The following is a 23,917-nucleotide window of genomic DNA, read 5'->3' on the forward strand; positions in this document are numbered from 1 at the left end:
GGAGATGCGAAGCGGGGAACCGGAAGATCCCGGTTCCCCGCTTCGGTTCTCGGCCGTTCCGGCGCCCGTTACTGGCCGCAGGCCGCGAGGACGAGCTCGCGGACCCGCTTGGCGTCCGCCTGACCCTTGGTGGCCTTCATGACCGCTCCGACGATCGCGCCCGCCGCCTGCACCTTGCCGCCGCGGATCTTGTCCGCGATGTCCGGCTGCGCCGCCAGCGCCTCGTCGATCGCCGCCTGCAGCGCCGAGTCGTCGGACACGACCTCCAGGCCGCGGGCCGCCACCACGTCGTCCGGCTCGCCCTCACCGGCGAGCACCCCGTCGACGACCTGCCGGGCCAGCTTGTTGGTCAGCTTGCCCTCGGCGACCAGCGCGATCACCCGCGCCAGCTGCTTCGGCGCGATCGCCAGGTCGGCGAGCTCGACGCCGCGGGTGTTGGCCTGCTGCGCCAGGTACGAAACCCACCAGGAGCGGGCGTCACCGGAGGGCGCGCCCGCGTCGACGGTCTGCGCCACCAGCTCCAGCGCCCCGGCGTTGACCAGGTCGCGCAGCTCCTCGTCGGAGAGGCCCCAGTCCTCCTGCGCGCGCTTGCGCCGCTCCCACGGCATCTCCGGCAGGGTCTTGGACAGCTCCTCGACCCACTGCCTGGCCGGCGCGATCGGCACCAGGTCGGGCTCCGGGAAGTAGCGGTAGTCCTCGGAGGTCTCCTTGCGGCGGCCCGCCGACGTGGTGCCGGTGGACTCGTCGAAGTGCCGCGTCTCCTGCAGGATCGAGTCGCCCGAGGTCAGCACCGCGGCGTGCCGCTGCATCTCGAAGCGCACCGCGCGTTCCACGCTGCGCAGCGAGTTGACGTTCTTCGTCTCGGTGCGGGTGCCGAACTCCGTCGTGCCCTTCGGCATCAGCGACACGTTCGCGTCGCAGCGCAGCGAGCCCTGGTCCATCCGCACGTCGGAGACGTCCAGCGCGCGCAGCAGGTCCCGCAGCGCCGAGACGTAGGCGCGCGCGACCTCGGGAGCCCGCTCCCCGGCGCCGACGATCGGCTTGGTGACGATCTCGATCAGCGGCACGCCGGCCCGGTTGTAGTCCAGCAGCGAGTAGTCCGCGCCGTGGATCCGGCCGGTGCTGCCGCCCATGTGCGAGGACTTGCCGGTGTCCTCCTCCATGTGCGCCCGCTCGATGTCGACCCGGAAGGTCTCGCCGTCGTCCAGCAGCACGTCCAGGTAGCCGTCGTGGACGATCGGCTCGTCGTACTGCGAAGTCTGGAAGTTCTTCGGCATGTCCGGGTAGAAGTAGTTCTTCCGGGCGAACCGGCACCACTCGGCGACCTGGCAGTTCAGCGCCAGCCCGATCCGGATGGCGGCCTCCACGGCCTTGCCGTTGAGCACCGGCAGCGCACCCGGCAGGCCCAGGCACACCGGGCACACCTGGGTGTTCGGCTCGGCGCCGAAGGCGTTGGCGCAGCCGCAGAACATCTTCGTCCTGGTGGACAGCTCCACGTGCACTTCGAGCCCGAGCACCGGGTCGAACCGCGCGAGGACCTCGTCGTAGTCCAGGATCTCGGCGACGGCGGTCACTTGTCGTCCTCCCCCTTGCGCAGGGCCCGCACGGCCAGCGCGGTGCCGGTGATCAGGCCGAGCGCGGTGATGACCGCGTCCGCCAGCGCGAGCTTGTCCTTCTCCTCCCGCGCCGAGCGGAAGCTCGCCCGCAGCCCGAGGGCGGCCGACAGCACCGAGGCGAGCTGGAACGCTGCTTTGATCTTCGGGTTCATCGCGCGACCTCCAGCTGGGGAACACGGTTGATGAGGGGGCCGTCCTGGCTGGCGTTGCGCGCCGCCTCGTAGGCCGAGCCGACCCGGTAGAGCCACTCGTCGGCCATCGCCGGGGCCATGATCTGCAGCCCGACCGGCATGCCGTCCTCATCGGACAGTCCACACGGGACGCTCATGGCGGCGTTGCCCGCCAGGTTGGACGGGATGGTGCACAGGTCCGCCAGGTACATCGCCATCGGGTCGTCGACCCGCTCGCCGATCTTGAAGGCGGTGGTCGGCGTCGTCGGCGACACCAGCACGTCGACCTGCTCGAACGCGGCGGTGAAGTCGCGGGTGATCAGCGTCCGCACCTTCTGCGCCTGGCCGTAGTAGGCGTCGTAGTAGCCCGACGACAGCGCGTAGGTGCCGAGCATGATGCGCCGCTTCACCTCGGGCCCGAACCCGGCCTCGCGGGTCAGCGACATGACCTCCTCGGCGCTGCGCGCGCCGTCGTCGCCGACGCGCAGGCCGTAGCGCATCGCGTCGAAGCGGGCGAGGTTGGAGGAGCACTCGCTCGGCGCGATCAGGTAGTAGGCCGGCAGCGCGTAGCTGAAGTGCGGGCAGGAGACCTCGATGACCTCCGCACCCAGCGCGGACAGCTGCTTGACGGCGGCGTCGAAGGCCCGCTGCACGCCCGGCTGGTAGCCGTCGCCGGAGAGCTCGCGGACCACGCCGACGCGCACGCCCTGCAGGCCGCCCGAAGCGCCCTGCTCGGCCGCGGCGACGACCTGCGGCACCGGCTGGTCGATCGAGGTGGAGTCCATCGGGTCGTGCCCGGCGATCACCTCGTGCAGCAGCGCGGCGTCCAGCACCGTGCGCGCGCACGGGCCGGGCTGGTCCAGCGACGAGGAGAACGCGACGAGGCCGTAGCGGGAAACGCCGCCGTAGGTCGGCTTGACGCCGACCGTGCCGGTCACCGCGCCGGGCTGGCGGATCGAGCCGCCGGTGTCGGTGCCGATGGCCAGCGGCGCCTCGAACGCGGCCAGCGCCGCCGCCGAACCGCCGCCGGAACCGCCGGGGATGCGCTCCAGGTCCCACGGGTTGCGGGTCGGGCCGTACGCGGAGTTCTCGGTCGACGAGCCCATCGCGAACTCGTCCATGTTCGTCTTGCCGAGGATGACCACGCCCGCCTCGCGCAGCCGGCGCGTCACGGTCGCGTCGTACGGCGGGACCCAGCCCTCCAGCATCTTGGAGCCGCAGGTGGTGGGCATGTCGGTGGTGGTCAGCACGTCCTTGAGCGCCAGCGGCACGCCGGCCAGCGGCGACGTGGTGTTCCCGGCGGCGCGTTCCTCGTCGACCCGCCGCGCGGCGGCCAGCGCCCCGTCGGCGTCGACGTGCAGGAACGCGTGCACCTCCGAGTCCACGGCGGCGATCCGGTCCAAGTGCGCCTGCGTCACCTCGACCGACGTGACCTCGCCCGCCTGCAGCTTGGCAGCGAGCTCGGATGCGGTCAGCCCGGTCAGGCTGCCGCCGGATGCGGTCGTCATCAGGCCTCCTCGGTCAGGATCCGCGGCACGCGGAACCGGTCCTCTTCGGCGGCCGGCGCCGCGGCGAGCGCCTGCTCGCGCGACAGGCCCGGCCGCACCTCGTCATCGCGGAAAACGTTGGTCACCGGCACGGCGTGGGAGGTCGGCGGGATGTCGTCCGCAGCGACCTCGCCCACCTTGGCCACCGCATCGAGAATCTGGTCGAGCTGGCCGGCGAAGGTGTCGAGCTCGGCCTCGGTGACGGCCAGCCGCGCCAGGCCGGCGAGGTGTGCGACCTCGTCGCGGGAGATCTTGGACACTGCGAAGGCTCCCTGGTCATGTCCGGTTTCACGGGTACAGCTCAGTCTATGGCGGTGCCCGGGCCCGCTCCTGGAGGGGGCGCGGGCGCCGCCGCGACCACCCAGGCTCGCGGCGATTCCACTGCGGATCAACGCGCCGACCGGCCTCGAAAACGTCGACGACACGACGGAAAACCGCAGGTACTTCCACTCCGTGGACGCCGGGCGCACCGCGGGGGCGTCGCGTCTGACACAATTTCAACCGCCAGTTCCTCGCACGAGGAGCCGCTGCAGTGCGGCCTCGTGCGGTAGCGAGAGCGCGGCCGGCGAGGTGTCGCGCACGAAACTGGAGGCGTTGAGTCCGGTGTCCTTCCTCATCCGGGTGCAGATACCGGACCGGCCCGGCAACCTCGGGTCGGTGGCGAGCGCGCTCGGCGAGATCGGTGCCGACATCCTCAGCGTCGACGTCGTCGAGCGCAGCAACGGCGTGGCGATCGATGACCTGGTCGTGGAGCTGCCGTCGGGCCGGCTGCCGGACGTGCTGATCACCGCCGCCGAGTCGGTCGACGGCGTGGAGGTCGACGCGGTCCGGCCGTACGCGGGCGTGCTGGACACGCACCGCGAGCTGGAGCTCGTCGAAGAGATCGCGGCCGAGCCGGCGAACGGGTTGCAGATCCTCGCCGAGGGCGTCCCGAAGATCATCCGATCGGGTTGGGCGGTCGTCTTCGGGCACCGCTCGGGCGGCGCGGAGCAGCTCGCTGCCAGCACCTCGGCCCCGCAGGAGGGCTACCTGGAGCTGCCGTGGCTGCCGCTGGCGCGGGCGACGATCCTCGACGGCGACGAGCCGTGGGTGCCGGACACCTGGAAGGAACTGGGCACCGAACTGGCGGCGACGCCGATCGGCAAGCCGGACCGGGTGCTGCTGGCGGGCCGCCCGGGCGGCCCGATGTTCCGCGCCGCTGAGCTGGCTCGCCTGGCCCACCTCGCGGGCATCGTCTCGGTCGTCCTCGACAGCTGACCGCACCGCTGACCGCATCGCGAAACCCCTTCAGGTCCGCAATTTCCATTGAAATCGAAGGTTCGATTTCAATGGAAATTGCGGCGGAACGAGCCTTGGGCGTCGGCTTGGCTCCTGTTGGTCAGAGTTCCAGGGCGTAGCCGAGCAGGTGGACGTCCGGTGCCGGGTGCCAGTCCCGGTCGGGGCGGCGCTCGAAGCCCAGCCGCTCGTAAAGGCGCCGGGCGGTTTTCACGGAGTCCCGCACGCACAGCACGACGCGCTCCATCCCCTCCGCGCGCGCCCGGTCGATCACCGCCTCCACCAGCTCCCGGCCGACTCCGTTGCCCACCGCCTCCGGCGCCACGGCCAGCATCCGGAACTCCAGCTCACCGGGCCGCGCGAGGTCGGCGTAGGAGCTGTCGTGCCGCACCAGGGTGACTGTGCCCAGCACTTCGTCCCCCTTGACGGCGACGAGCAGCTCGGCGTGCTCCGCCCGCCCGGCGGCGTCGCGCAGCACCACGGTGTAGTCGATGTCGTCCGACAGGTTCCCGCTCTCGGCGTAGGCCCGGGCCGAGATCTCACCGATGGCTTCGTACTCGGCCGGCCGGGCCGCGCGGATCGTCGTCATGCCGCAGATCGTGTCACCCCCGGCCGACAGCGATCACTCCTCCTCGGTCGGCAGCGCGACCTCGGTGGCGGCCTCCGGGCCGTCGTCGAGCAGCACCTGGAACCCGCTCTCGTCGAGCACCGGGACCTTGAGCTGCACGGCCTTGTCGTACTTCGAGCCCGGCGAGTCGCCGACCACGACGAACGCCGTCTTCTTCGACACCGATCCCGCCGCCCGGCCGCCGCGGGCCATGATCAGCTCCTTGGCGTCGTCCCGGGAGAACGTCTGCAGCGTGCCGGTGACCACGATGGACAGGCCTTCGAGGGTGCGCGGGATCGACTCGTCGCGCTCGTCGGCCATCCGCACCCCGGCGTCCCGCCACTTGCGCACCACCTCGCGGTGCCAGTCGACCTCGAACCACTCGCGGACGGCCGTGGCGATCGTCGGCCCGACGCCGTCGGCGGCCGCGAGCTCCTCCTCCGACGCCGCCTCGATCCGGTCCAGCGAGCCGAACTCGCGGGCGAGCGCCTGCGCGGCGGTCGGCCCGACGTGCCGGATCGACAGCCCCACCAGGACCCGCCACAGCGGCTTCTGCTTGGCCACTTCGAGGTTGTCGAGCAGCTTGGCGCCGTTGGCCGAGAGGCTGCCCTCCTTGGTGGTGAACAGCGGCGTCTTGAGCAGCTTCGCCTCGTCGAGGTCGAAGATATCGCCCTCGTCCTCGATCACGCCTGCCGCCAGCAGGGCGCCCGCCGCCTCGTAGCCGAACGCGTCGATGTCCAGCACCTTCCGGCTGGCCAGGTAGAACAGCCGCTCGCGGCGCTGCCCCGGGCAGCCCTGGGCGTTCGGGCAGCGCAGGTCGACGTCGCCCTCCTTCTGCTGCGCCAGCGGCCACCCGCACTCCGGGCACACGGCGGGCATGACGAACTCGCGCTCGTCGCCGGTGCGCACGTCGACCACCGGGCCGAGCACCTCGGGGATCACGTCGCCGGCCTTGCGGATCACCACCCGGTCGCCGATCAGCACGCCCTTGCGGCGGACCTCGTCGGCGTTGTGCAGGGTCGCCATCGACACCGTGGAGCCGGCCACCTTCACCGGTTCCATCACGGCGAACGGCGTGACCCGGCCGGTGCGGCCGACGTTGACCTGGATGTCCAGCAGCCGCGTGGTGGCCTGCTCCGGCGGGTACTTGTAGGCGATCGCCCAGCGCGGCGCGCGGGAGGTGGTGCCGAGGCGGCGCTGCAGCGGCACCTCGTCGACCTTGATCACGATGCCGTCGATCTCGTGCTCCGCGGAGTCGCGGTGCTTGCCCCAGTAGTCGATGTGCGCGACCAGCTCATCCACAGTGGACAGGACGACGGTGTGCTTCGAAACCGGCAGGCCCCACGCCTTCAGCGCCGCGTAGGACTCGGACTGGAGGTTCGGCTCGAAGCCGTCCCGCTTGCCCAGGCCGTGGCAGATCAGCCGCAGCGGCCGGCTGCGGCTGACCCGCGGGTCCTTCTGCCGCAGCGACCCGGCGGCGGAGTTGCGGGGGTTGGCGAACGGCGGCTTGCCCGCCTCCACCAGCTTGGCGTTGAGCTCGGCGAACTCGTCCACCCGGAAGAACACCTCGCCGCGCACCTCGACCAGCGCGGGCACCGGGTACTCGTCGGTCCCGGTCAGCTGCTCCGGCACGTCGCCCATGGTGCGGACGTTGAGCGTCACGTCCTCGCCGGTCCGGCCGTCGCCGCGGGTCAGGGCGCGCTCCAGCCGTCCGTCGCGGTAGAGCAGGTTGATCGCCAGGCCGTCGATCTTCAGCTCGCACAGGTAGTGCACGTCGGTGCCCACCTCGCGCTCCACCCGGTCGACCCAGGTCTGCAGCTCCTCGGCGCTGAACGCGTTGTCCAGGCTCAGCATCCGCTCCAGGTGCGCGACCGCGGTGAACTCGGTGGAGAAGGTGCCGCCCACCACCTGCGTCGGCGAGTCCGGCGCCTGCAGCGCCGGGTGCTCTTCCTCCATCTGCTGCAGCTGCGCGAACAGCACGTCGAACTCGCCGTCGGAGACCGTCGGCGAATCGAGCACGTAGTAGCGGAACTGGTGGCCGCGAACTTCCTCGGCCAGTTCCGCGTAGCGCTCGCGCACGTCGGCGGGCACGTCTTCGACGCCTTCCGCCGAGCGGCCGGCGGCCGGGTCGTCGGGCACGACCTCCTCGGCGGCGGCCACTGCGTCGTTCGGGGCGAGATCCACGTCCTTGCTGGTCACGCCCCGAGACTAGCGAGCGCCCCCGACAACGGCACGCACGACGCGTCGTGAGTGATGAATCCGGTGAGAACCGGACTCACCGCTCACGACTCGGGCGCCGCGGCCGCCGCGCGGTCCAGCTCGCGGACCAGTTCGCGGAGCTCCAGCAGGCCGATCGCGCCCTCCGGTTCGAGTTCCGCTGTCTCGACCCGGCCCAGCCGGTCGGCGGCCAGCCGCTCGCCGAGGGTGGCGTCCAGCGGCAGGAACGTCAGGGCCCGGCGCGAGTTCTCCTCCAGGCCGCCGAAGCCGGGGTGGTAGACGGCGACGTCGACGAGCCCCTCCGCCTCGTCGACCTGGGCGACGACCCGGACGTCGGCCAGCGGGTACTTCTCGCCCCGCAGGTTCACGGTGACCTCGGTCGGATCGGGCACCGGCGGCACCGAGTCGTGGTACTCCCACAGCGTGTCGTCCTGCGGCGCGGCGGCCATCCAGGCGTCGGTGTAGGGGCGCAGCTCAGGGTCGGCCTGACCGCTGACGACCAGCGCGTACACGGCCTTCTCCCCGTGCTCGATGGCGAAGGTCAGGTTCGGGTGCACCTCGGCGAGCGCCTCGGCGACCAGGCTCTCGATCCGCTGCGGCACGCTGTCGCCCAGCGCGGAGGCGATCTCCGGCAGCAGGTCGTCCCACCGCTGCCAGAACCGCTCGGCGGCCTGGGTGTGGACATCGACCTCGGCGGCCTCGGCGTTGCCCTGGGCTTCGGCGTCGCGACGACGGAGGAACCTGAACATGCCCACCATTGTGCCGGGCGGGGCGCGGCCTCCGGGCCCGATCCCGCGGACTCACCGAGCCGGCCGGCCGCCCAGCTCGGCGGCGACGATGCCGACGAGGTCGCCGACGTCGACGCCGCGCACCTGCCGGGCCTCGGTCAGCGTGCCGACGAGCGCGTTCAGCGGATCTTCGTGGGCCGCCCGGCGCAGCGCGTCCGCGGCGCGCAGCTGGTTGCGGATCTTGCTGTTCGGGCGGTCCCAGGTGCTCTGCCAGGCCCATTCCCGGACCACCGCGCAGAGCACGTCGCGGTCGATCGCGGGCCCGCCGATCAGCGAAGACAGGGCCTCCTGCACGACGGGGTGGTCCGCGCAGTCGGCGGCGCCGACGGCGTGCCGCGCCACCGCGGCGACGGCCCGCCGCAGGTCGGGATGGGTAGCAGTGCCCAGCGCCGCGACCAGTTCCGGCGGGAAGCCGGTGATCTTGTCCAGCGGATCGGGCAGGGTCACCAGGTCGTCGGGCCACGGCGCGACCGGGAAGGTCTGGAAGTCGCCGGCGAGCCAGGCCGGGCTCGGCGACAGCCCGGTCAGCCGCCCCGACAACGCCAGCATCAGCGCCACCGGATCGGCCTGGGACCAGGGCAGGTCGGCGCGGGCGGCCTCCAGTTCGTCCGGTCGGCTGCCCTCCCGGTACTCCGGAAGCACTGCCTCGAACGACGTCCGGACGTCGCCGCGAACCGCGTGGGAGAAGCGCGTGAGGGCGCTCGCGTCCCAGAACGCCGACACGGCGGCCTGCCGCGCGACCTTCCGCAGCACCTCCGGCCGCTGCCCCTGCCGGCCGTTGTCCTCGACCACCAGCACCCAGTCGCCGATCCGCCGGAGCGCGATCATGGGGTGTTTCTCCTGGTGGGCGAAGGCCTCCTCGCAGAAGTCATCGATGTCCAGCACCCGGCCGAGCCCGGCGACCGCACCGAAGCCCTCGGCCACCTGGTCGATATCGGCGCCCCGAACGAAGGTCAGGCAAGCGGCCTCCTGGATGGTGCTCCGCCGAATCCACCCGGCCTGCTCGAGCTCGCTGACGCAATGACTGCCCACGCGTTCTTCCTACCAGCGCAAGGACTTCCGCACTGCGGATTCCGAAAAACACGTCCAGGCAAGAAATCGCCACGGCGACCGCGAGCCACCCGAAGTCCACTGAGGACTATGCGGACGGTGGCATCCCGGCCACCTGGATCGCGCCGTTCCTCCCGCCCCGAACCGGTAGCAGTCCACGAGCATTCCCTGCTAGCCTTCGAGTGCTTGCAAATTGCAACCACTCGGCTTGGCGGGGTCCACCCTCCCGGAACTCATCGGCCGCGACAGGACCACGCACGCCGGCACGCAGACGAGATCGGAGATCGAATCCGTGCGCAAACTCTTCTCCTACGTGGCGATCAGCCTCGACGGCTACTACGAAGGCCCGAACGGCGAGTTCGACTGGCCGAACGTCGACGCGGAGTACTTCGAGTTCGCCAACCAGAGCGACGCCTACATCGACACGCTGCTGTTCGGCCGGGCGGGATACGAGCACATGGCCGCGCACTGGCCGAACGCCACCGGGCCCGACCCGGAGATCGTCGAGTTCATGAACAGCGTGGCGAAGGTCGTGGTCTCCTCCACCCTCGATAAGGCGGAGTGGAACAACACGACCCTCGTCGGCAGCGACAACCTCGCCGAAACCGTCCAGGCGCTGAAACAGCGGCCGGGCAAGGAGATCGCGCTCTTCGGCAGCGTGAAACTGACGGCGAGCCTGCTCGAACTCGGCCTGATCGACGAACTGCGCGTGCTCGTCAACCCGCTCATCCTGGGCGAAGGCCGCTCGCTGTTCTCGACGCTGACCAGGCGCATCCCGCTCGAACTGTGGCGGACCACGACGTTCCGCTCCGGCAACGTCCTGCTGACCTACCGCCCCGCCTGAACATGCACCATCGGCGCGGGCCGCCGTCGTCCACCGAGAACTATGTGGACGGCGGCATCTCGGCGACCTGGATCATGTCGTTCCTCCCGTCCCGAACGAACCTCCCCCGCCCCGGCGGCCGCGGCATCGACGCAACGCCCGGCAGCAGCTCCCCGTCCCGCGGATCGCCGCCGAGCACTACCGTCGCGCAGCCGGCCGCACGCAACTTGCCGAGGAATCGGGTGGTCAGCGCGTCGCCGATGTTGACGGAGTTCCGGCTGACGATCAGGTGCACCCCGACTTCGCCGCCGCGCACCAAATGGTCCGCGTAGCGCTGCAGCGGGTCGGGGTGGCCCGAGCGCGGATCCGACGAGATCAGCTCGCAGTCCTCGATGATCAGGAACACCTCGCGCGGCCGCTCGGCTCCACTGCCGGGCCTGGACAGCCGTTGCTCGATCCGGAACGCCGTCTCCGCGAGGATGCGCTCGAACTCCCCGCGCACCGCGGCGTAACCGAACTGCGGACCGTCCGCCTCGCCGAGCAGACCGCGCTTCGGATCCAGCACGATGATGTCGCACTCGTCCGCCGCGTGCAGCCGCTTGATCTCGGCGATCACCAACCGGACCAGGTTCGTCTTGCCGGAGCCCCGCTCCCCCAAGCACAACAGGTGCGGATGCGCCGCCAGATCGAGCTCGGCCCACCGCTCGACGCCCGTCACTCGGCCGAGGACGAGGTGCGGGCTCGCCAAGTCCTCGATCTCCCGGTGAGCGACCGCCGCAGGCGGGAGGCTGACCCCGAGCGCGGGCGAGCCCCGCCATTCGTCCGCGATGCGCCGCGCCAGCGCGCGGGTGCTCTTGACCGCGGGTTCCAGGTCGGGGTGCATCCTCGGTTCGGCGGCGCGGAACTCCCGCCTGCCGACGGTTCCGACGGCTTCCTGCGTGCCGCCGAGCTCCAAGCGGGTCGGGCATCGCGCAAGCCAGTCCCGGTCCTCCTCCAGCCAGCGATCGGCGGAGACGATCACGTGCACGCCGCAGTCGGCGCCGTCGCGGATCAGCTTCCGGACGCCGGCGACCAGTCCCGGCAACAGGTCGGCCAGGAAGCTCCACTGCTCGACCACGAGGTAGACCGGCCGGAACGCGCCCTCCTGGTCCGCCCGCCGCGTTTCCACCAGCTCCTGGAGGTGGGCCACGATCGCCGCCGCGAGTTCCTCGTCCCGGGCCTTCGCGACCGAGCCGACGTGCGGCAGTTCGGACAGCGCGTCGCCGCAGGCGTGGCCGTCGCCCAGGCAGATGAAGTGGAAGCCGACCTCCTCCGGCGTGTGGGTCAGGGCCGTGGCGAGGACGATGGTGCGCGTCACCGCGGACTTGCCGGTGAACGGATCGCCCCGGATCGCGATGTTGCCGCCGAACGGCACGGTTAGCGGCTCGGTATCGCCGATCTCGACGAGCTCGACCAGTCCGATGGGGACTTCCGCGCACCGCTCGTGGCTCTCCGCGGAAAGCCCGCGCTCGGTGGGAACCACTCGGCCGAGCACGTCGGCCAGCGCGATCGGATCCGCCAGCGGGCTCCGCAGTTCCGCTGCCCGTTCCGGCACCGCGCTGCTGATCCGGGCGGTCTGCTCGTGCCAGCCTTCTCCCGGTGGTTTCCAGGCGCGGAACCGGATCGGCCAAGCCCCGGCCTGTTTCAGCGATCCGGCACCTGCCTCGGGATCGATGTCGTGGTCGATCCGGAAGCGGCAGAGCTGATCGATCTCCGGGAACCGGCCCGCCACGTCGTCCCGCGCCAGCAGGATGACGTGAACGCCCACCTCCGCGCCCGAGGTCATGATCTCCAGCAGCTGCTCGGCTGCTCCGGGTTGGTGCGACGCGGTTTCCGCGAAGTTGTGGATGAAGACGAAGAGCTCCGGCGGGGTTTCGGCGACCCGGCGGCGGGCGATCTCGCGGCGAACCGCCCTCAGCTCCGGGACCATGCCGGAGCTCGCGACCAGCGGTCCTTCCGCGTACAAAGCGACGTGCGGGAGACCGGCCAGATCGTGGAAGGGCCCCGCCGGCGAGCCGGCGAGCAGGACCAGGTTGACGTCTTCCGGCGAATGGGTCGACGCCAGCAGGAACACGAGCGACCGCAACGTTTCCCGGGCGCCCGTCCCGTGCTGCCCGATGATCAGCCCGTGCGATCCACCGTCGGGATTCAGGTCCAGGTGCACGGTTCGCCCGAACGCGTCACGGCCGATCGGGAGTCGCAGCCAGTCGGGTGCGGTTCGGCGCCGCCTCGCTGGATCGGAGTCGGTGCGGGGCATTCGCAACGGATCGGCCGGCTCCTCGCGGTCGGCGATTTCCGAGACGAGCGCGAGCATTCCCCGGTGCTGCGCCTGCGGTTCGGCGCCTCCCGGAGCGGGGAGCGCCGCCCGGAACGGCCCGGCGTGCGAGGAGGCTTCCGGGGATCCCGGGGTGAATTCGACGTGGCCGCGCAGGTGTTGGCGAATCGCGTCCGGGATCTTCGACCAGAACCGCGCCGCCACGACCAGGTGCACCCCGAAGCTCGTCCCCTGGTCGGCGATCCGCTCGACCCGGGCCACCAGCCCGGGGTTCTCGTCGGCGAATGCCTCCCAGCGGTCGATGACCAGGAAGACGTCCTGGTGGTCGGCGTCGCGCGGGAGTTCGCGGTTGCGCCGCGCAGCCCGGAACGCCTCCAAGGTTTCGATCGCGCCGTCGCGGAACATCGCTCGCCGGGCGGTGATCTTCCGCTCCGCGGCGTACACCAGCTGTTCGACCTCGCTGTGCTGGTCTGGTCCGAGCACAGCACCGACGTGCGGCAGTCGCGCGAAGGCACCGAACCGGCTCTCGGAGTCGACGAGGTAGAACCGCACCTCGGCAGGATCGGAATCCAGCGCCAAGGCGAGCACCAGCGTGCGCAGGAACTGGCTCTTGCCGGACTGGGCGGGGCCGATGACCGCCAGGTGGTTCTCGGGTCCGGCCAGGCTCAGCAGGAACGGTTTCCGATTCACCCCCGTGCCCACCGGCACGTTCAACGTGCTGCCCGCCGGAAGATCGGTCCCGGGCAGCTCCGCCCGCAACGGTCCGAGCGCGACCGGCCCGGTCGGCGCCGGTTCGGGCCGCCGGATCTGCGCCGAGGCGGTCCGGGCGATGAAGAAGTCGCCCGCCATCCGGGTCTCGCGGGACGGGGTTTGCCGCTGCCCGTCGAGCTCGCGGAACACGTAGTTGTAGAGCTCATCACCGGTGATCAGGCCGTCGCCGTCGACGTCGGCGGCCCCGGTGCGGATGCCCTTCAGCACCGCGCGGGTGAACAGCGACGACGGCACCGGGTCGCTGGAGGTGAGTTCGTTGCCCTCGTAGGCGTACTCGACCGCGCTGGTCGCGGTCATGATGTAGGTGCCCCGGCCGACCAGCTGGCGCAGGTCGATCCCCTCGGCCGACTTGGGCACCAGGCCGTGCGAGAAAGCGCCGCTGTAGCAGCAGTCCAGCAGCACCACCTTCGTCCCGGCCTGGGATGCGCTCAGCTGGTGCTGGACGAACACCGAACCGACCGCGGAGGACTCGACCCGGTCCAGCTCGGTGTTGCAGGCGGCGAACAGCAACTGGCCGCGGTCGTTCTTGATCCCGTGGCACGACAGGTAGAGCAGCACCAGGTCGTCCGGCCCGGCTTCCTGGAGCGCCTCCTCGATGCCGCGCTCGATCTGGCGCTTGGACTCGTTGCGCAGCACCTCGACCTGGTCGAAGCCACCCTGCGACAACAGGACCTGTTGCAGCTCCTCGGCTTCCCCCGCAGGCGCGCGAAGCTCGCGCAGCCCCGGGTCGCCGTACAACGAGGTCGCGATCAGCAGCGCGGTCCGGCGGCCCACCACGCCGCCTACCGCTGGTCCGAGGCGCCGCCCTCGGGGTCCTCGTCGAGGAGTTTCGCCGCGATCGCTTCCACCAGCAGGTGCTGGTCCTTCGCGGTCAGGCCGTCGAATTCGGCCTTCTCGCCGTTCCGCTCGATGCTCACCCGGCGGGCCTTGGCCTGGTCGAAGCGGGCGACCATCACCTTCGCGCACGCCGCAGCGGTGGCCGCGGAGAAGATGCCGCTCAGCACGAGTTGCCCGATTGCCAGCGCCGCCCCGGACTTCGCGCCGTCCGGACCCTGACCGCGCACCCGGTCCACCCGGACCGCGCCCAGCTCGCGCAGCTCGGCGAGCAGCCGTTGCGTCAGGTTCTCCAGGCGCTCCGGGGTCTCGTCGGAAAGGTCGAAACCGACCAGCCAGCGGGCCATTTCGCCAACCTTCCGCAGCTCTGCACCTCGATCTTCCTCACGGTAGCCGATCGATCACCCTGCGGAGGGCGGTTCGCTACTGCTCGGCTTCGTCGGCGAAGAGCTTCGCGAGGTCCCGGGTGAGGCTGATCGCGCGGCGGGACCACGCCGGTGTCGCACCCGCGAGGCCGCAGGTCGGCGTCGGGACGCTGCGCTCGGCCAGCGCCCGGCGGCCGAAGCCGAGGCGGGAGGCCAGGCCGAGGGCCGGCTGGGCGATCTGGCGCAACCGGGCCTCGCCCGCCGGTTCGGTGCTCGGGACCAAGCCGAGGAACAGGGTCGTGCCCTCTTCCCACGCCTCGCCGAGCTCGTCAGCGAAGGAGCCGGACACGTCGCCGAGCTTCGTCGCGTCCAGCGCGATCGCCCCGGCCCCGGCGCGGCGCAGCAGCGCCACCGGCGGGCGGGCGGCGCAGCAGTGCACGACCACGGGCGAGTCCGTTGCGGCCGCGAGCTTCTCGATCACCTCGTTCAGCAGGCGCTGCGCGTCCGGTTCCGGGACGGCGGGCACCTTGCCGTAGCCGGAGGGCGTGGGCAGCGCCCCGGCCAGCACCGCGGGCAGGGCGGGCTCGTCGAGCTGCACGACGACCCGCGAGCCGGTGCGGGCGGCGACCTGCTCGGCATGCCGGATCAGGCCTTCGGTCAGCGACTCGGCGAAGTCGCGCAGCGCGCCCTGGTCGGTCAGCACCCGGTGCCCGCGGTGCAGCTCGATCCCGGCCGACAGCGTCCACGGGCCCGCCGCCTGCACCTTCACCGCGCGCGGCGCGCCCGCTTCGGACGCCGCCTGCTCGACGGCATCCAGGTCCCAGCGCAGCAGGTCGACGGCGCGGCGCTGGTCCCGGCCGGGCCGGGAGGCGACCCGGTAGCCGGAGGGCACCACTTCGACGGCGAGGTCGACCAGCAGGCCGGCGGTGCGGCCGAGGATGTCGGCACCGACCCCGCGTCCCGGCAACTCCGGGAAGGGCATCAGGCCCGGCAGCTCGCCGACGACCGTGCGCGCCACCTCGACCGGATCGGACCCGGGCATCGAGCCGATGGCGGTGGCGATCCCGGGACCCCAAGCTGCGTCACTCACCCCGCCATTATCGACGGGCCCCCGGCATCCGCCCGACCGGCCACCCGCGCCCAGTGCCGCTGCGCACGCCCAGGCCCACGAGCACCTTCCGGCGCAGTCGCCCGCTGGTCACCGGCCGTGCGTGTTTTCTGCTGCTATAGCGACACAAAGCACGCACGGCCCCTAGCCTGCGGAAACGTCTCTCCGTGCCCGGGTCAGCCGGTGAACTTGTCGCGGAGGACGCGCTTGAGGAGCTTGCCCGAGCTGTTGCGCGGCAGATCGTCGACGAAGCGGATCTCCTTCGGCACCTTGAAACCGGCCAGCCCGCCGCGCGCGTGCTCCAGCAGTTCCGCCTCCGACACATCGGCCTTGGCGACCACCACGGCCGCGATGCGCTCGATCCACTTCGGGTCGGGCACCGCGATCACCGCCACCTCGGCCACCGCCGGGTGGGTGTACAGCGCGTCCTCCACCTCGCGGGAGGCGACCAGCACTCCGCCGGTGTTGATCACGTCCTTGATCCGGTCGACGACGAAGCAGTAGCCCGCCGAGTCGCGCCGCACGAGGTCGCCGGAGTGGAACCAGCCGCCGCGGAACGCCTCGGCGGTCTCCTCGGGCTTGTTCCAGTACCCGGTGCACAGCTGCGGCGACCGGTAGACGATCTCGCCCAGCTCCCCCGGCGCGACCTCGTCGCCCTGCTCGTCGACGACCTTCGCTTCCACGAAGAGCACCGGCCGGCCGGCGGAATCCGGCCGCTCGTCGTGTTCCTCGGGCCGCAGCACCGTCGCGAGTGGAGCGATCTCGGATTGCCCGAAGCAGTTGTAGAAACCGAGCTCCGGCAGTCGTTCCCGCAGCCGCTGCAGCACCGGTCCGGGCATGATCGAGGCGCCGTAGTAGGCCTTGCGCAGGGTCGTCAGGTCGCGGGTGGCGAACTCGGCGTGGTTGGCGAGTGCCACCCAAACCGTTGGCGCGGCGAAGAACGAGCTGATCCCCTCGTCCTCGATCCGCCGCAGCGCGTCGCCCGGATCGGGCGCCTCCACCAGCCGGTTGGTGGACCCGATCATCAGCTGCGGCAGCAGGAACACGTGCATCTGCGCCGAGTGGTACAGCGGCATCACGTGCAGCGGCCGGTCGTCCTCGCGGAAGTCCAGCGCCACCACGCAGGACACGTACTCGTGCAGCAGCGCGCGATGCGTCATCATCGCGCCCTTGGGCTGCGAGGTCGTGCCCGAGGTGTAGAGCAGCTGGACCAGTGCGTCATCGGCGACGGCGACTTCCAGCTCCGGCACCGGGCCGTCGATGCACTGCGCCAGCAGCGAATCCGGGCTGTCCCGCAACGGGATCACGCGCTGGACCGACGTCTGCGGGCGGACTTCGCCGAGCCGGTCCGCGAGGGCGGGGTCCACCAGTGCGGTGCTGCTGCCGGACTGCTGCAGCAGGTAGGCGAGTTCGCCGGAGGTCAGGTTGTAGTTGATCGGCACGTGCACCAGGCCGGCGCGGGCGCAGGCGAGGAATCCGATCAGGTAGGCGTCGGAGTTCTTGCCGTAGGCCGCGATCCGGTCGCCTTGGCGCGCACCGGCGGCCAGCAGCGCGGCGGCGGCGCGGGTGACGGCGGCGTCTAGCTCGGCATAGGTCCAGGCCCGCTCCTGCCCCGCACCGTCGACGAAGCGCAGCGCCTCGCGATCCGGGACTCGCGCGGCGCTGCGCCGCAAGACGTCTGCGACCGTGCTGGCACGAAGATCGAGCACAGGACCTCCCCGTTCGCGGCGTGATGCCAGACACTAACCGCGAAACCGGTCCCGCACTAGACCGTCAACGACGCCACAACTCGCGCGGCCGACAAGCTCACGAGCCCAGCGCCGCGACGGCCGCTTCCAGCGCGGCGTCGCGGAATTCCTCCACCGGCCCGTCGGTGGTCGCGCAGTCCTGCAGGCCACCGATCGCGACGGTCGCCCGGGCGATCCGGGCCGGCGACGCGCCGGGACCGACCAGCAGGGCGTAGGTCCGTTCGCGCCAGGCGAGCATCTGCCGCATCAGGTCGAGCTGCGCCAGCGCCGAAACATCCCGCAGGACCATCTCGAACACCTGCCGGTACCGCAGGACCACGTCGAAGTAGTCGGCGAGGAACTGCCGCGCGTCGACGTCGGCGGCCGCTTCGCGGTCGGCCAGCAGGTCCTCGACCTCGTCGACGAACGGCTGGACGATGCCGCGCACCAGGTCCGCTTTGGACGGGAAGTGGTAGTACAGCGCGGCTTTGGTGATGCCGAGCCGCTCGGCGACCTCCCGCAGGCTGGTCTTCTCGAACCCCTGGCGGGCGAACAGCTCCGCGGCGACCGCGCGGATCTCGGTGCGGGTGTCGACCCGTGTCCTCGGCATCGGCGTCCTCCTCCCGGCAGATCCTACTACTTGCCGACCGGTAATTTACTTGCCGACCGGTAAGTAGACGCGCTAGCTTGGGGCACATGGACATCCTGATCTCCGGCGCCGGCATCGCCGGGCCGGCACTCGCGTTCTGGCTGCGCAAGTACGGTTTCAACCCGACCGTGGTGGAGCGCGCACCCGCGATCCGCCACGGCGGCTACGCCATCGACGTCCGCGGAGCAGCGGTCGAGGTCGCCGAGCGGATGGGCGTCCTCGCGGACCTGCAAGAAGCCCGCACCGACAACCGCGGCATGACCGTCGTCGACAGCGCGCGCCGACCGCTGGTCGAGGTGCGCATGGACCAGCTGATGGGCGACGACGGCGGCGACATCGAGCTCATGCGCGGCACGCTCAGCCGGATCCTCTACGAGCGCACCGACGACACCGAATACCTGTTGGGCGACTCCATCACCGCCATCGAGCAGCGCGCCGATTCGGTCCGCGTGACGTTCGAGCATCACTCGCCGCGCGAATTCGACCTCGTGGTCGGCGCCGACGGGATGCACTCCACCGTCCGGCAGCTCGCGTTCGGCCCGGAAACCGGCTTCCGCCGCTACCTCGGCTACCACATCTCGATCTTCAGCGTCGAAAACTTCCTGGGCCTGGACCGCTGGACCGAGGTCTACAACACGCCGGGCAGGCTGGCCGGGCTGTACCGGGCGCGCACCGACGCCGGGGCGAAGGCGATCCTCGGCTTCAAGTCGCCGGAACTGCGCTTCGACCCCCGCGACCCGAAGACCCAGATCGCGTTGCTGGACAAGGCCTTCACCGACGGCTGGGAAGTTCCGCGGCTGCTCGAAGAGGCCCGCCGGGCACCGGACTTCTACTTCGACTCGATCTCCCAGATCCACCTCGACAGCTGGGCACGAGGCCGGGTGGTGCTGCTCGGCGACGCGGGCTACTGCCCGTCGCCGCTGTCCGGCCAGGGCTCCAGCCTCGCGCTGGTCGGCGCCTACGTGCTGGCCGGCGAACTGCTCGCGGCCGACGGCGACCACCGGACCGCATTCCGCCGCTACGAAGAGGAAATGCGCAACTTCGTGACGCAGAACCAGAACGTGGCGACGGAAGGCGCGAAGGCGCTGATCCCGAAGACGGCCACCGGACTGTGGCTGCGCAACCAGATGTTCCGCCTGATGAGCCACTTCCCGCAGCTGAACAGCATGTCCAAGGGAATCCAGAACGCGGCCAACGCGATCAACCTCCGCGACTACGCACCGGCCCCGTGAACAGCGACATTTACCGGAGCGCCCGGGGACGAGACGCCATTGCGCGGTGGTGCACCGAACGGCTCGACGCATGGCCGGTGCCGCACCAACGCCTGATGATCACCGCCGGCGGTGTCGCCACCCACGCGGTCGTGGCCGGCGGAGGTCCGCGAACCGTGGTGTTCGTGCCCGGGACGAACTTCAGCGCGGCCAGCTGCCTGCCGCTGGCCACCGCGCTGGCCGCGCAGTCCCGGGTGGTGCTGCCGGACGTTCCCGGCCAGCCCGGCCTCAGCAGCCCGCTGCGGGCCCCCGCAGGACGGCGCCTGGCCTGGTACGGACGATGGCTGACCGACTTGATCGCCCGGACCGCCGAAGGCCCGGCCGTGCTCGTCGGCCACTCCCTGGGCGCGGCGATCGCGCTGTCCAGCGACTCGCCCCTGGTCGTCCGGCAGGTCCTCGTGTCACCCGGAGGTCTGGTGCGGGCGCGAACCGGGCCCGGCGTCCTCGTTCCAGCCACGTCGTGGCTCCTCCGCCGCAGCCCGGCGGCCAGCGCGCGCCTGCTCGAAACCATGCACGCTCCGGAGAACCGCCCGCGCCGGGAACTGGTCGACTGGATGACGCTGATCGCCCGCCACGTCCGGTCGAGCTTGGATCCCGGCCACGCCGTGGTCGCGGATCGCCATGTGAGCCGAGCAGTCGTTTCCGGAGAGCACGACAGGTACTTCCCGCCCCGAGCACTGGCGCCCGCGGTCCAGCGCTCACTCGGACTGGAGCTCGGCGTGATCCAGTCCGCCGGGCACTTGAGCATCGACGAACAACCGGACCGGATCGCCTCGCTCGCCAACTCGTGAGCGAACATTCCGGTTCTTACCGGGATATTCACTCACGAGCACGTCAGCGGGTGGCGGAGATGATGGCGCTGCCGAGGACGAGGTCGCCCGCCGCGTCCGGGCGGTACAAGACGATCGCCTGCCCCGGCGCCACGCCGCGCAGCGGCTGGCGGAGCTGGACGCGGATGCCGTCCTCGTCGGCCTCGGCGACCGCCTCGGCCGTACCGCCGTGGGCGCGCACCTGGATCACGCACTCCGTGGGCCCGTCCAGCGGCCGCTCGGACGGCCAGATCGGCCGCTTCGCGTCGATCTCGGTGACCGACAGCCGGTCCGCCGAGCCCACCTTGACGGTTCCCGACACCGGCTCCAGGGAGAGCACGTAGCGCGGCCTGCCGTCCGCCGCCGGCGCGTCGATGCCGAGGCCCTTGCGCTGGCCCACCGTGAACCCGTGCACCCCGGTGTGCTCGCCGAGCACCGCGCCGGTGTCGGCGTCGACCAGCTTGCCCGGCGCCTGGCCGAGCTTGTTCTCCAGGAACTTCTTGGTGTCGCCGTCCGGGATGAAGCAGATGTCGTGGCTGTCCGGCTTCTTGGCCACCGCCAGGTCCTGCTCGGCGGCCTCGACCCGCACCTCGGACTTCAGCGAGTCGCCGAGCGGGAACATCGAGTGCCGCAGCTGCTCGGCGGTCAGCGAAGCCAGCACGTAGGACTGGTCCTTGCCGTCGTCCCTGCTGCGCCGCAGTTCCGGCACGTCGTCCACGATGGACAGCCGGGCGTAGTGGCCGGTGCAGACCGCGTCGAAGCCCAGCGCCATCGCCTTGTCCAGCAACGCCTCAAACTTGATCTTCTCGTTGCAGGTCAGGCACGGGTTCGGGGTGCGGCCCGCGGCGTACTCGCCGACGAAGGTCTCGATGACCTCCTCGGTGAACCGCTCCGCGAAGTCCCACACGTAGAACGGGATGCCCAGCAGGTCCGCGGCGCGGCGCGCGTCCCGGGAGTCCTCGATGGTGCAGCACCCGCGGGCGCCGGTGCGCAGCGTGCCGGGCTTCGCCGACAGCGCCAGGTGCACGCCGACCACGTCGTGGCCCGCGGCGACCGCCCGGGCGGCTGCGACGGCGGAATCCACCCCGCCGCTCATGGCTGCCAGTACTCGCACGCCTCACACCTCCGTGGCGGTGCTCGTCGGCCCCGCCGAAGATCGGCGCAACCCGGCCAGACCGGCGCTACGCGCTCGTTGCACCACCGGCCCGATGGCCTCGGTGAGTGCCTGTACATCGGCCGCGGTCGAGGTGTGCCCCAGCGAGAAGCGCAGCGACCCGCGCGCGGCCTTCGGGTCCGCCCCCATCGCCAGCAGCACGTGGCTGGGCTCCGAGACCCCCGCGGTGCAGGCGGAGCCGGTGGAGCACTCGATCCCCTTGGCGTCCAGCAACATCAACAGGCTGTCGCCTTCGCAGCCGGGGAACGTGAAGTGCGCGTTGCCGGGCAGCCGCGACGGCCCGCCGCCCAAGACGTCGTGCCCCGGATCCCCGTTGAGCACCACGTCCGGCACCACGGCGCGCACTCCGGCGACCAGCTCGTCGCGCAGCTTGATCAGCTGCGGCGCATGCGATTCGCGAGCGTCGACCGCCTCGCGCACGGCCGACGCCAAGCCCAGCACGCCGGGCGTGTCCAGGGTGCCGGACCGCACCTCGCGCTCCTGGCCGCCGCCGTGCAGCACCGGGGTGCACTTGACGTCCCGCGACAGCAGCAGCACGCCGACCCCGTACGGTCCGCCGACCTTGTGCCCGGTCATGGTCAGCGCCGCCACGCCGGAGGCCGCGAAGTCCACCGGCAGCGTCTCGACCGCCTGCACCGCATCGGTGTGCAGCGGCACCCCGTAGCGGTCGGCGATCGCGGCCAGCTCCGAGATCTCGTTGACGGTGCCGACCTCGTTGTTGGCCCACATGACGGTGGCCACGGCCACGTCGTCCGGGTTCTCGGCGAGGGCCGCCTCGAACACCTCCGGGCGCACCCTGCCGTGCGAGTCGGCTGCCAGCCAGGTCACCTCGGCGCCCTCGTGCTCGGCCAGCCATTCGACGGCGTCCAGCACCGCGTGGTGCTCGACGGTCGAGGCCAGCACGCGCCGCCGGGCCGGGTCCGCGGCCCGCCGCGCCCAGAAGATCCCCTTGACCGCCAGGTTGTCGCTCTCGGTGCCGCCCGCGGTGAACAGCACCTCCGACGGCCGCGCGCCCAGCGCATCGGCGATGTCCTCGCGCGACTCCTCCACCGCACGGCGCGCCCGGCGACCCGAGGTGTGCAGGGACGAGGCGTTGCCGATCCTGGTCAACGCCTCGCTCATCGCTGCGACCGCCCCAGGCCGCATCGGTGTCGTGGCTGCGTGGTCGAGGTAAGTCATCGCGCTGTCCAGGGTAATGCAGGGCGAACCCGAGCCCGCCTCGCGGTCCGGCGGAAGGCGCAGGTCAGGACGTTTGGCCGCGGGCCGAACGGACGAGCAGCAGGGCCCCCAGCACGGCGCCCACCACCAGCACCAGATCCAGCGGCACGACGCCGCTGGTCGGCGCGGTCGCGGTGGCCAGCGCACCGACCACGACACCGCCCAGGCCCACCAGCGACGCCTGCCCCAGCATGTCGGAGATCTGCAGCGCCGCCGAGTTGAACCCGCGCTCGCCCTCCGGCGACAGCGCGAGCACCCGCACCGCGGTGCTTGCCACCGCGATGCCCATCCCGCCGCCGGCGATGAACCAGAAGGCGAACAGCAGCCAGTGCGGTCCCCACGCGGGCAAGGTCAGCACGAGCCCGGCGATCCCGAAGCCGACCAGCAGGAATCCGGCCGCGACCACGTACTCCCGACGCAAGTTCCGCTGCCTGCTCTGCCACAGGGCACCGACGGTCCAGCCGAGCGACCCGACGGTCAGCGGCAATCCCGCGGTGGTCGGCGAATAGTGGTGCACCACGGACAGCGCCAGCGGCACGAACGCCTGGGCGGTGAAGAACAACCCGGCGAGGAACCCGCGCGACAGCACCATCACCGGAAGCCCGGGCCGGGCGAGGAGCGTGCCCTTTGGCAGCAGCAGGCGGATCGACGGCGCCACCACCACGATCCCGGCCAGGCCAACGAACAACGACGGCAGCGAGGGGTTCTGCACGGCGAAGTTCAACGCCACCACACCGGCCGCGGCGCCCACCGCCGCAAGCGGCAGCCCGCGCCGCTGCGGCGACGGTTCGCCCGGGCGGGCACCGAAGCGCCGCACCGTCGGGACCAGCAAGAGCGTGCCGATGCACACCAGCGGAGCGAGGCCGAGGAACACCCAACGCCAGCTCGCGTGCTCGGTGAGGAATCCCGCGATCAACGGCCCCACCAGCGCGGGCACCACCCACGCCGACGACAGCGCGCCGAACGCCGCAGGCCGGTCCTCCTCGGGGAAGACCCTGCCGATCATCACGTAGAGCGCGACGATCTGCACCCCACCGCCGAGGCCCTGCAGCACCCGCGCGACCAGCAGGACCAGGATGTTCGGCGCAGCGGCGGCGACGACCAGCCCGACCGCGAACGTCGGCAGGGCGAGCAGCAGCGGAAGCGCCGGCCCACGCCGGTCCGACTGGCTCCCGCCGATCACCGTGCCGATGGCAGCGGCCGCCAGGAAGACCGTGAACGGCCAGGAATACCAGTGCTGCGCATCGAGCTCGGCGACGATCGTGGGCAACGCGGTGCCCAGCCCCATGGCTTCGAAGGCGACCAGGGTGATGACCAGAACCAGTCCGGCGGTGAAGGTCCGTCGTTGGGGATTCCACAGGGCGCTCTGGGACTTCTCGACAGTGGCCACCCGGCTAGCCTGCAACCTCCACCCCGGTCGAGGTCCAGCCTTTGCCGCCAAAGCGGCGATTTCCACACTCGTTCTGCGTAAGCGGATCAAGAGCCGTGCGTGCTTTCGGGTTTTCAATATAAAAAAGAACAAAACCGAAATGTACAGAGCGGAAGAGCCTAGAGTAGGAAAAGAGAGTTAAGGGAAAAGAGTAG

Annotated in this window: 21 protein-coding genes; 4 read left to right on the plus strand and 17 right to left on the minus strand. The window is 71.2% G+C overall.

The features are described 5' to 3' along the window. Positions 1-68: 68 nt before the first annotated feature. Genes gatB through gatC form a run of 4 tightly spaced genes read right to left on the minus strand, consistent with a single transcriptional unit; the run spans position 69 to position 3,593 of the window. The gene (gene gatB, locus ACWEV3_RS32710) at positions 69-1,574 is read right to left on the minus strand and encodes an Asp-tRNA(Asn)/Glu-tRNA(Gln) amidotransferase subunit GatB (RefSeq protein WP_452617583.1); all 1,506 of its coding nucleotides are present in this window, start codon (positions 1,572-1,574) and stop codon (positions 69-71) included. Next, a complete protein-coding gene (locus ACWEV3_RS32715; protein WP_132484676.1) occupies positions 1,571-1,768 on the minus strand; it encodes a hypothetical protein in 198 nt (65 codons plus the stop codon). Before ACWEV3_RS32715 ends, gatB begins: the two co-directional genes overlap by 4 nt. Then, positions 1,765-3,294 (minus strand): Asp-tRNA(Asn)/Glu-tRNA(Gln) amidotransferase subunit GatA, encoded by a 1,530-nt coding sequence (gene gatA, locus ACWEV3_RS32720; protein ID WP_452617584.1) that lies wholly within the window; start codon positions 3,292-3,294, stop codon positions 1,765-1,767. The genes ACWEV3_RS32715 and gatA overlap by 4 nt, the downstream gene beginning before the upstream one ends. Further along, complete coding sequence (gene gatC, locus ACWEV3_RS32725; RefSeq protein WP_093262568.1) at positions 3,294-3,593, minus strand: Asp-tRNA(Asn)/Glu-tRNA(Gln) amidotransferase subunit GatC; 300 nt, start codon at positions 3,591-3,593, stop codon at positions 3,294-3,296. Before gatC ends, gatA begins: the two co-directional genes overlap by 1 nt. Before the next feature lie 343 nt (positions 3,594-3,936). Here gatC and ACWEV3_RS32730 point away from each other — a divergent pair, with 343 nt between their 5' ends. After that, on the plus strand, positions 3,937-4,590 hold the full coding sequence (locus ACWEV3_RS32730) for an amino acid-binding protein (protein WP_452617634.1): 654 nt from the start codon (positions 3,937-3,939) through the stop codon (positions 4,588-4,590). 121 nt (positions 4,591-4,711) lie between these two features. Here the strand turns inward: ACWEV3_RS32730 and ACWEV3_RS32735 are convergent, their stop codons facing one another. The 4 genes from ACWEV3_RS32735 to ACWEV3_RS32750 all read right to left on the minus strand — a co-directional run bounded on the left by ACWEV3_RS32735 (position 4,712) and on the right by ACWEV3_RS32750 (position 9,252). Further along, positions 4,712-5,197, minus strand: coding sequence for a GNAT family N-acetyltransferase (locus ACWEV3_RS32735; RefSeq protein ID WP_452617585.1), 486 nt, complete (start codon positions 5,195-5,197; stop codon positions 4,712-4,714). A gap of 33 nt (positions 5,198-5,230) precedes the next feature. After that, complete coding sequence (gene ligA, locus ACWEV3_RS32740; RefSeq protein WP_452617635.1) at positions 5,231-7,375, minus strand: NAD-dependent DNA ligase LigA; 2,145 nt, start codon at positions 7,373-7,375, stop codon at positions 5,231-5,233. Positions 7,376-7,497: 122 nt separating this feature from the next. Further along, a complete protein-coding gene (locus ACWEV3_RS32745; protein WP_452617586.1) occupies positions 7,498-8,181 on the minus strand; it encodes a hypothetical protein in 684 nt (227 codons plus the stop codon). A 51-nt stretch (positions 8,182-8,232) separates the two neighbouring features. After that, entirely contained in the window at positions 8,233-9,252 is a 1,020-nt protein-coding gene (locus ACWEV3_RS32750) for a DUF6461 domain-containing protein (RefSeq protein ID WP_452617587.1), read from the minus strand. Between the two features lie 226 nt (positions 9,253-9,478). Here ACWEV3_RS32750 and ACWEV3_RS32755 point away from each other — a divergent pair, with 226 nt between their 5' ends. Continuing rightward, a complete protein-coding gene (locus ACWEV3_RS32755; protein WP_452617588.1) occupies positions 9,479-10,114 on the plus strand; it encodes a dihydrofolate reductase family protein in 636 nt (211 codons plus the stop codon). Between the two features lie 40 nt (positions 10,115-10,154). On the opposite strand, the gene ACWEV3_RS32760 is transcribed toward ACWEV3_RS32755, so the two are convergent. The 5 genes from ACWEV3_RS32760 to ACWEV3_RS32780 form a co-directional block, all read right to left on the minus strand. Continuing rightward, positions 10,155-13,952 (minus strand): caspase, EACC1-associated type, encoded by a 3,798-nt coding sequence (locus tag ACWEV3_RS32760; RefSeq protein WP_452617589.1) that lies wholly within the window; start codon positions 13,950-13,952, stop codon positions 10,155-10,157. A gap of 8 nt (positions 13,953-13,960) precedes the next feature. After that, positions 13,961-14,359, minus strand: coding sequence for a hypothetical protein (locus ACWEV3_RS32765; RefSeq protein ID WP_452617590.1), 399 nt, complete (start codon positions 14,357-14,359; stop codon positions 13,961-13,963). Between the two features lie 76 nt (positions 14,360-14,435). Continuing rightward, positions 14,436-15,467, minus strand: a complete 1,032-nt coding sequence (locus ACWEV3_RS32770) for a methionine synthase (protein ID WP_452617591.1) — start codon at positions 15,465-15,467, stop codon at positions 14,436-14,438. 194 nt (positions 15,468-15,661) lie between these two features. Then, positions 15,662-17,194, minus strand: coding sequence for a fatty acyl-CoA synthetase (locus tag ACWEV3_RS32775; protein ID WP_452617592.1), 1,533 nt, complete (start codon positions 17,192-17,194; stop codon positions 15,662-15,664). Positions 17,195-17,291: 97 nt separating this feature from the next. Then, entirely contained in the window at positions 17,292-17,822 is a 531-nt protein-coding gene (locus tag ACWEV3_RS32780; protein WP_358575649.1) for a TetR/AcrR family transcriptional regulator, read from the minus strand. An 86-nt stretch (positions 17,823-17,908) separates the two neighbouring features. Between ACWEV3_RS32780 and ACWEV3_RS32785 the strand changes: the two genes are divergently transcribed. Both ACWEV3_RS32785 and ACWEV3_RS32790 read left to right on the plus strand, forming a co-directional pair. Continuing rightward, positions 17,909-19,093, plus strand: a complete 1,185-nt coding sequence (locus tag ACWEV3_RS32785) for an FAD-dependent monooxygenase (RefSeq protein ID WP_452617593.1) — start codon at positions 17,909-17,911, stop codon at positions 19,091-19,093. Positions 19,094-19,170: 77 nt separating this feature from the next. Next, positions 19,171-19,923, plus strand: coding sequence for an alpha/beta fold hydrolase (locus ACWEV3_RS32790; protein WP_452617594.1), 753 nt, complete (start codon positions 19,171-19,173; stop codon positions 19,921-19,923). A gap of 43 nt (positions 19,924-19,966) precedes the next feature. Here ACWEV3_RS32790 and mnmA read toward each other — a convergent pair whose 3' ends face one another. The 4 genes from mnmA to ACWEV3_RS32810 form a co-directional block, all read right to left on the minus strand. Then, the gene (gene mnmA / locus ACWEV3_RS32795) at positions 19,967-21,055 is read right to left on the minus strand and encodes a tRNA 2-thiouridine(34) synthase MnmA (RefSeq protein ID WP_452617595.1); all 1,089 of its coding nucleotides are present in this window, start codon (positions 21,053-21,055) and stop codon (positions 19,967-19,969) included. Positions 21,056-21,058: 3 nt separating this feature from the next. Beyond that, positions 21,059-22,294, minus strand: a complete 1,236-nt coding sequence (locus tag ACWEV3_RS32800; protein WP_452617596.1) for a cysteine desulfurase family protein — start codon at positions 22,292-22,294, stop codon at positions 21,059-21,061. 64 nt (positions 22,295-22,358) lie between these two features. Next, the gene (locus tag ACWEV3_RS32805) at positions 22,359-23,723 is read right to left on the minus strand and encodes an MFS transporter (protein WP_452617597.1); all 1,365 of its coding nucleotides are present in this window, start codon (positions 23,721-23,723) and stop codon (positions 22,359-22,361) included. A gap of 4 nt (positions 23,724-23,727) precedes the next feature. Continuing rightward, positions 23,728-23,917 (minus strand): hypothetical protein (locus tag ACWEV3_RS32810; protein WP_452617598.1); only part of this gene is annotated, 190 nt, incomplete at its 5' end.

The organism is Saccharopolyspora sp. NPDC003752, assembly GCF_053605825.1.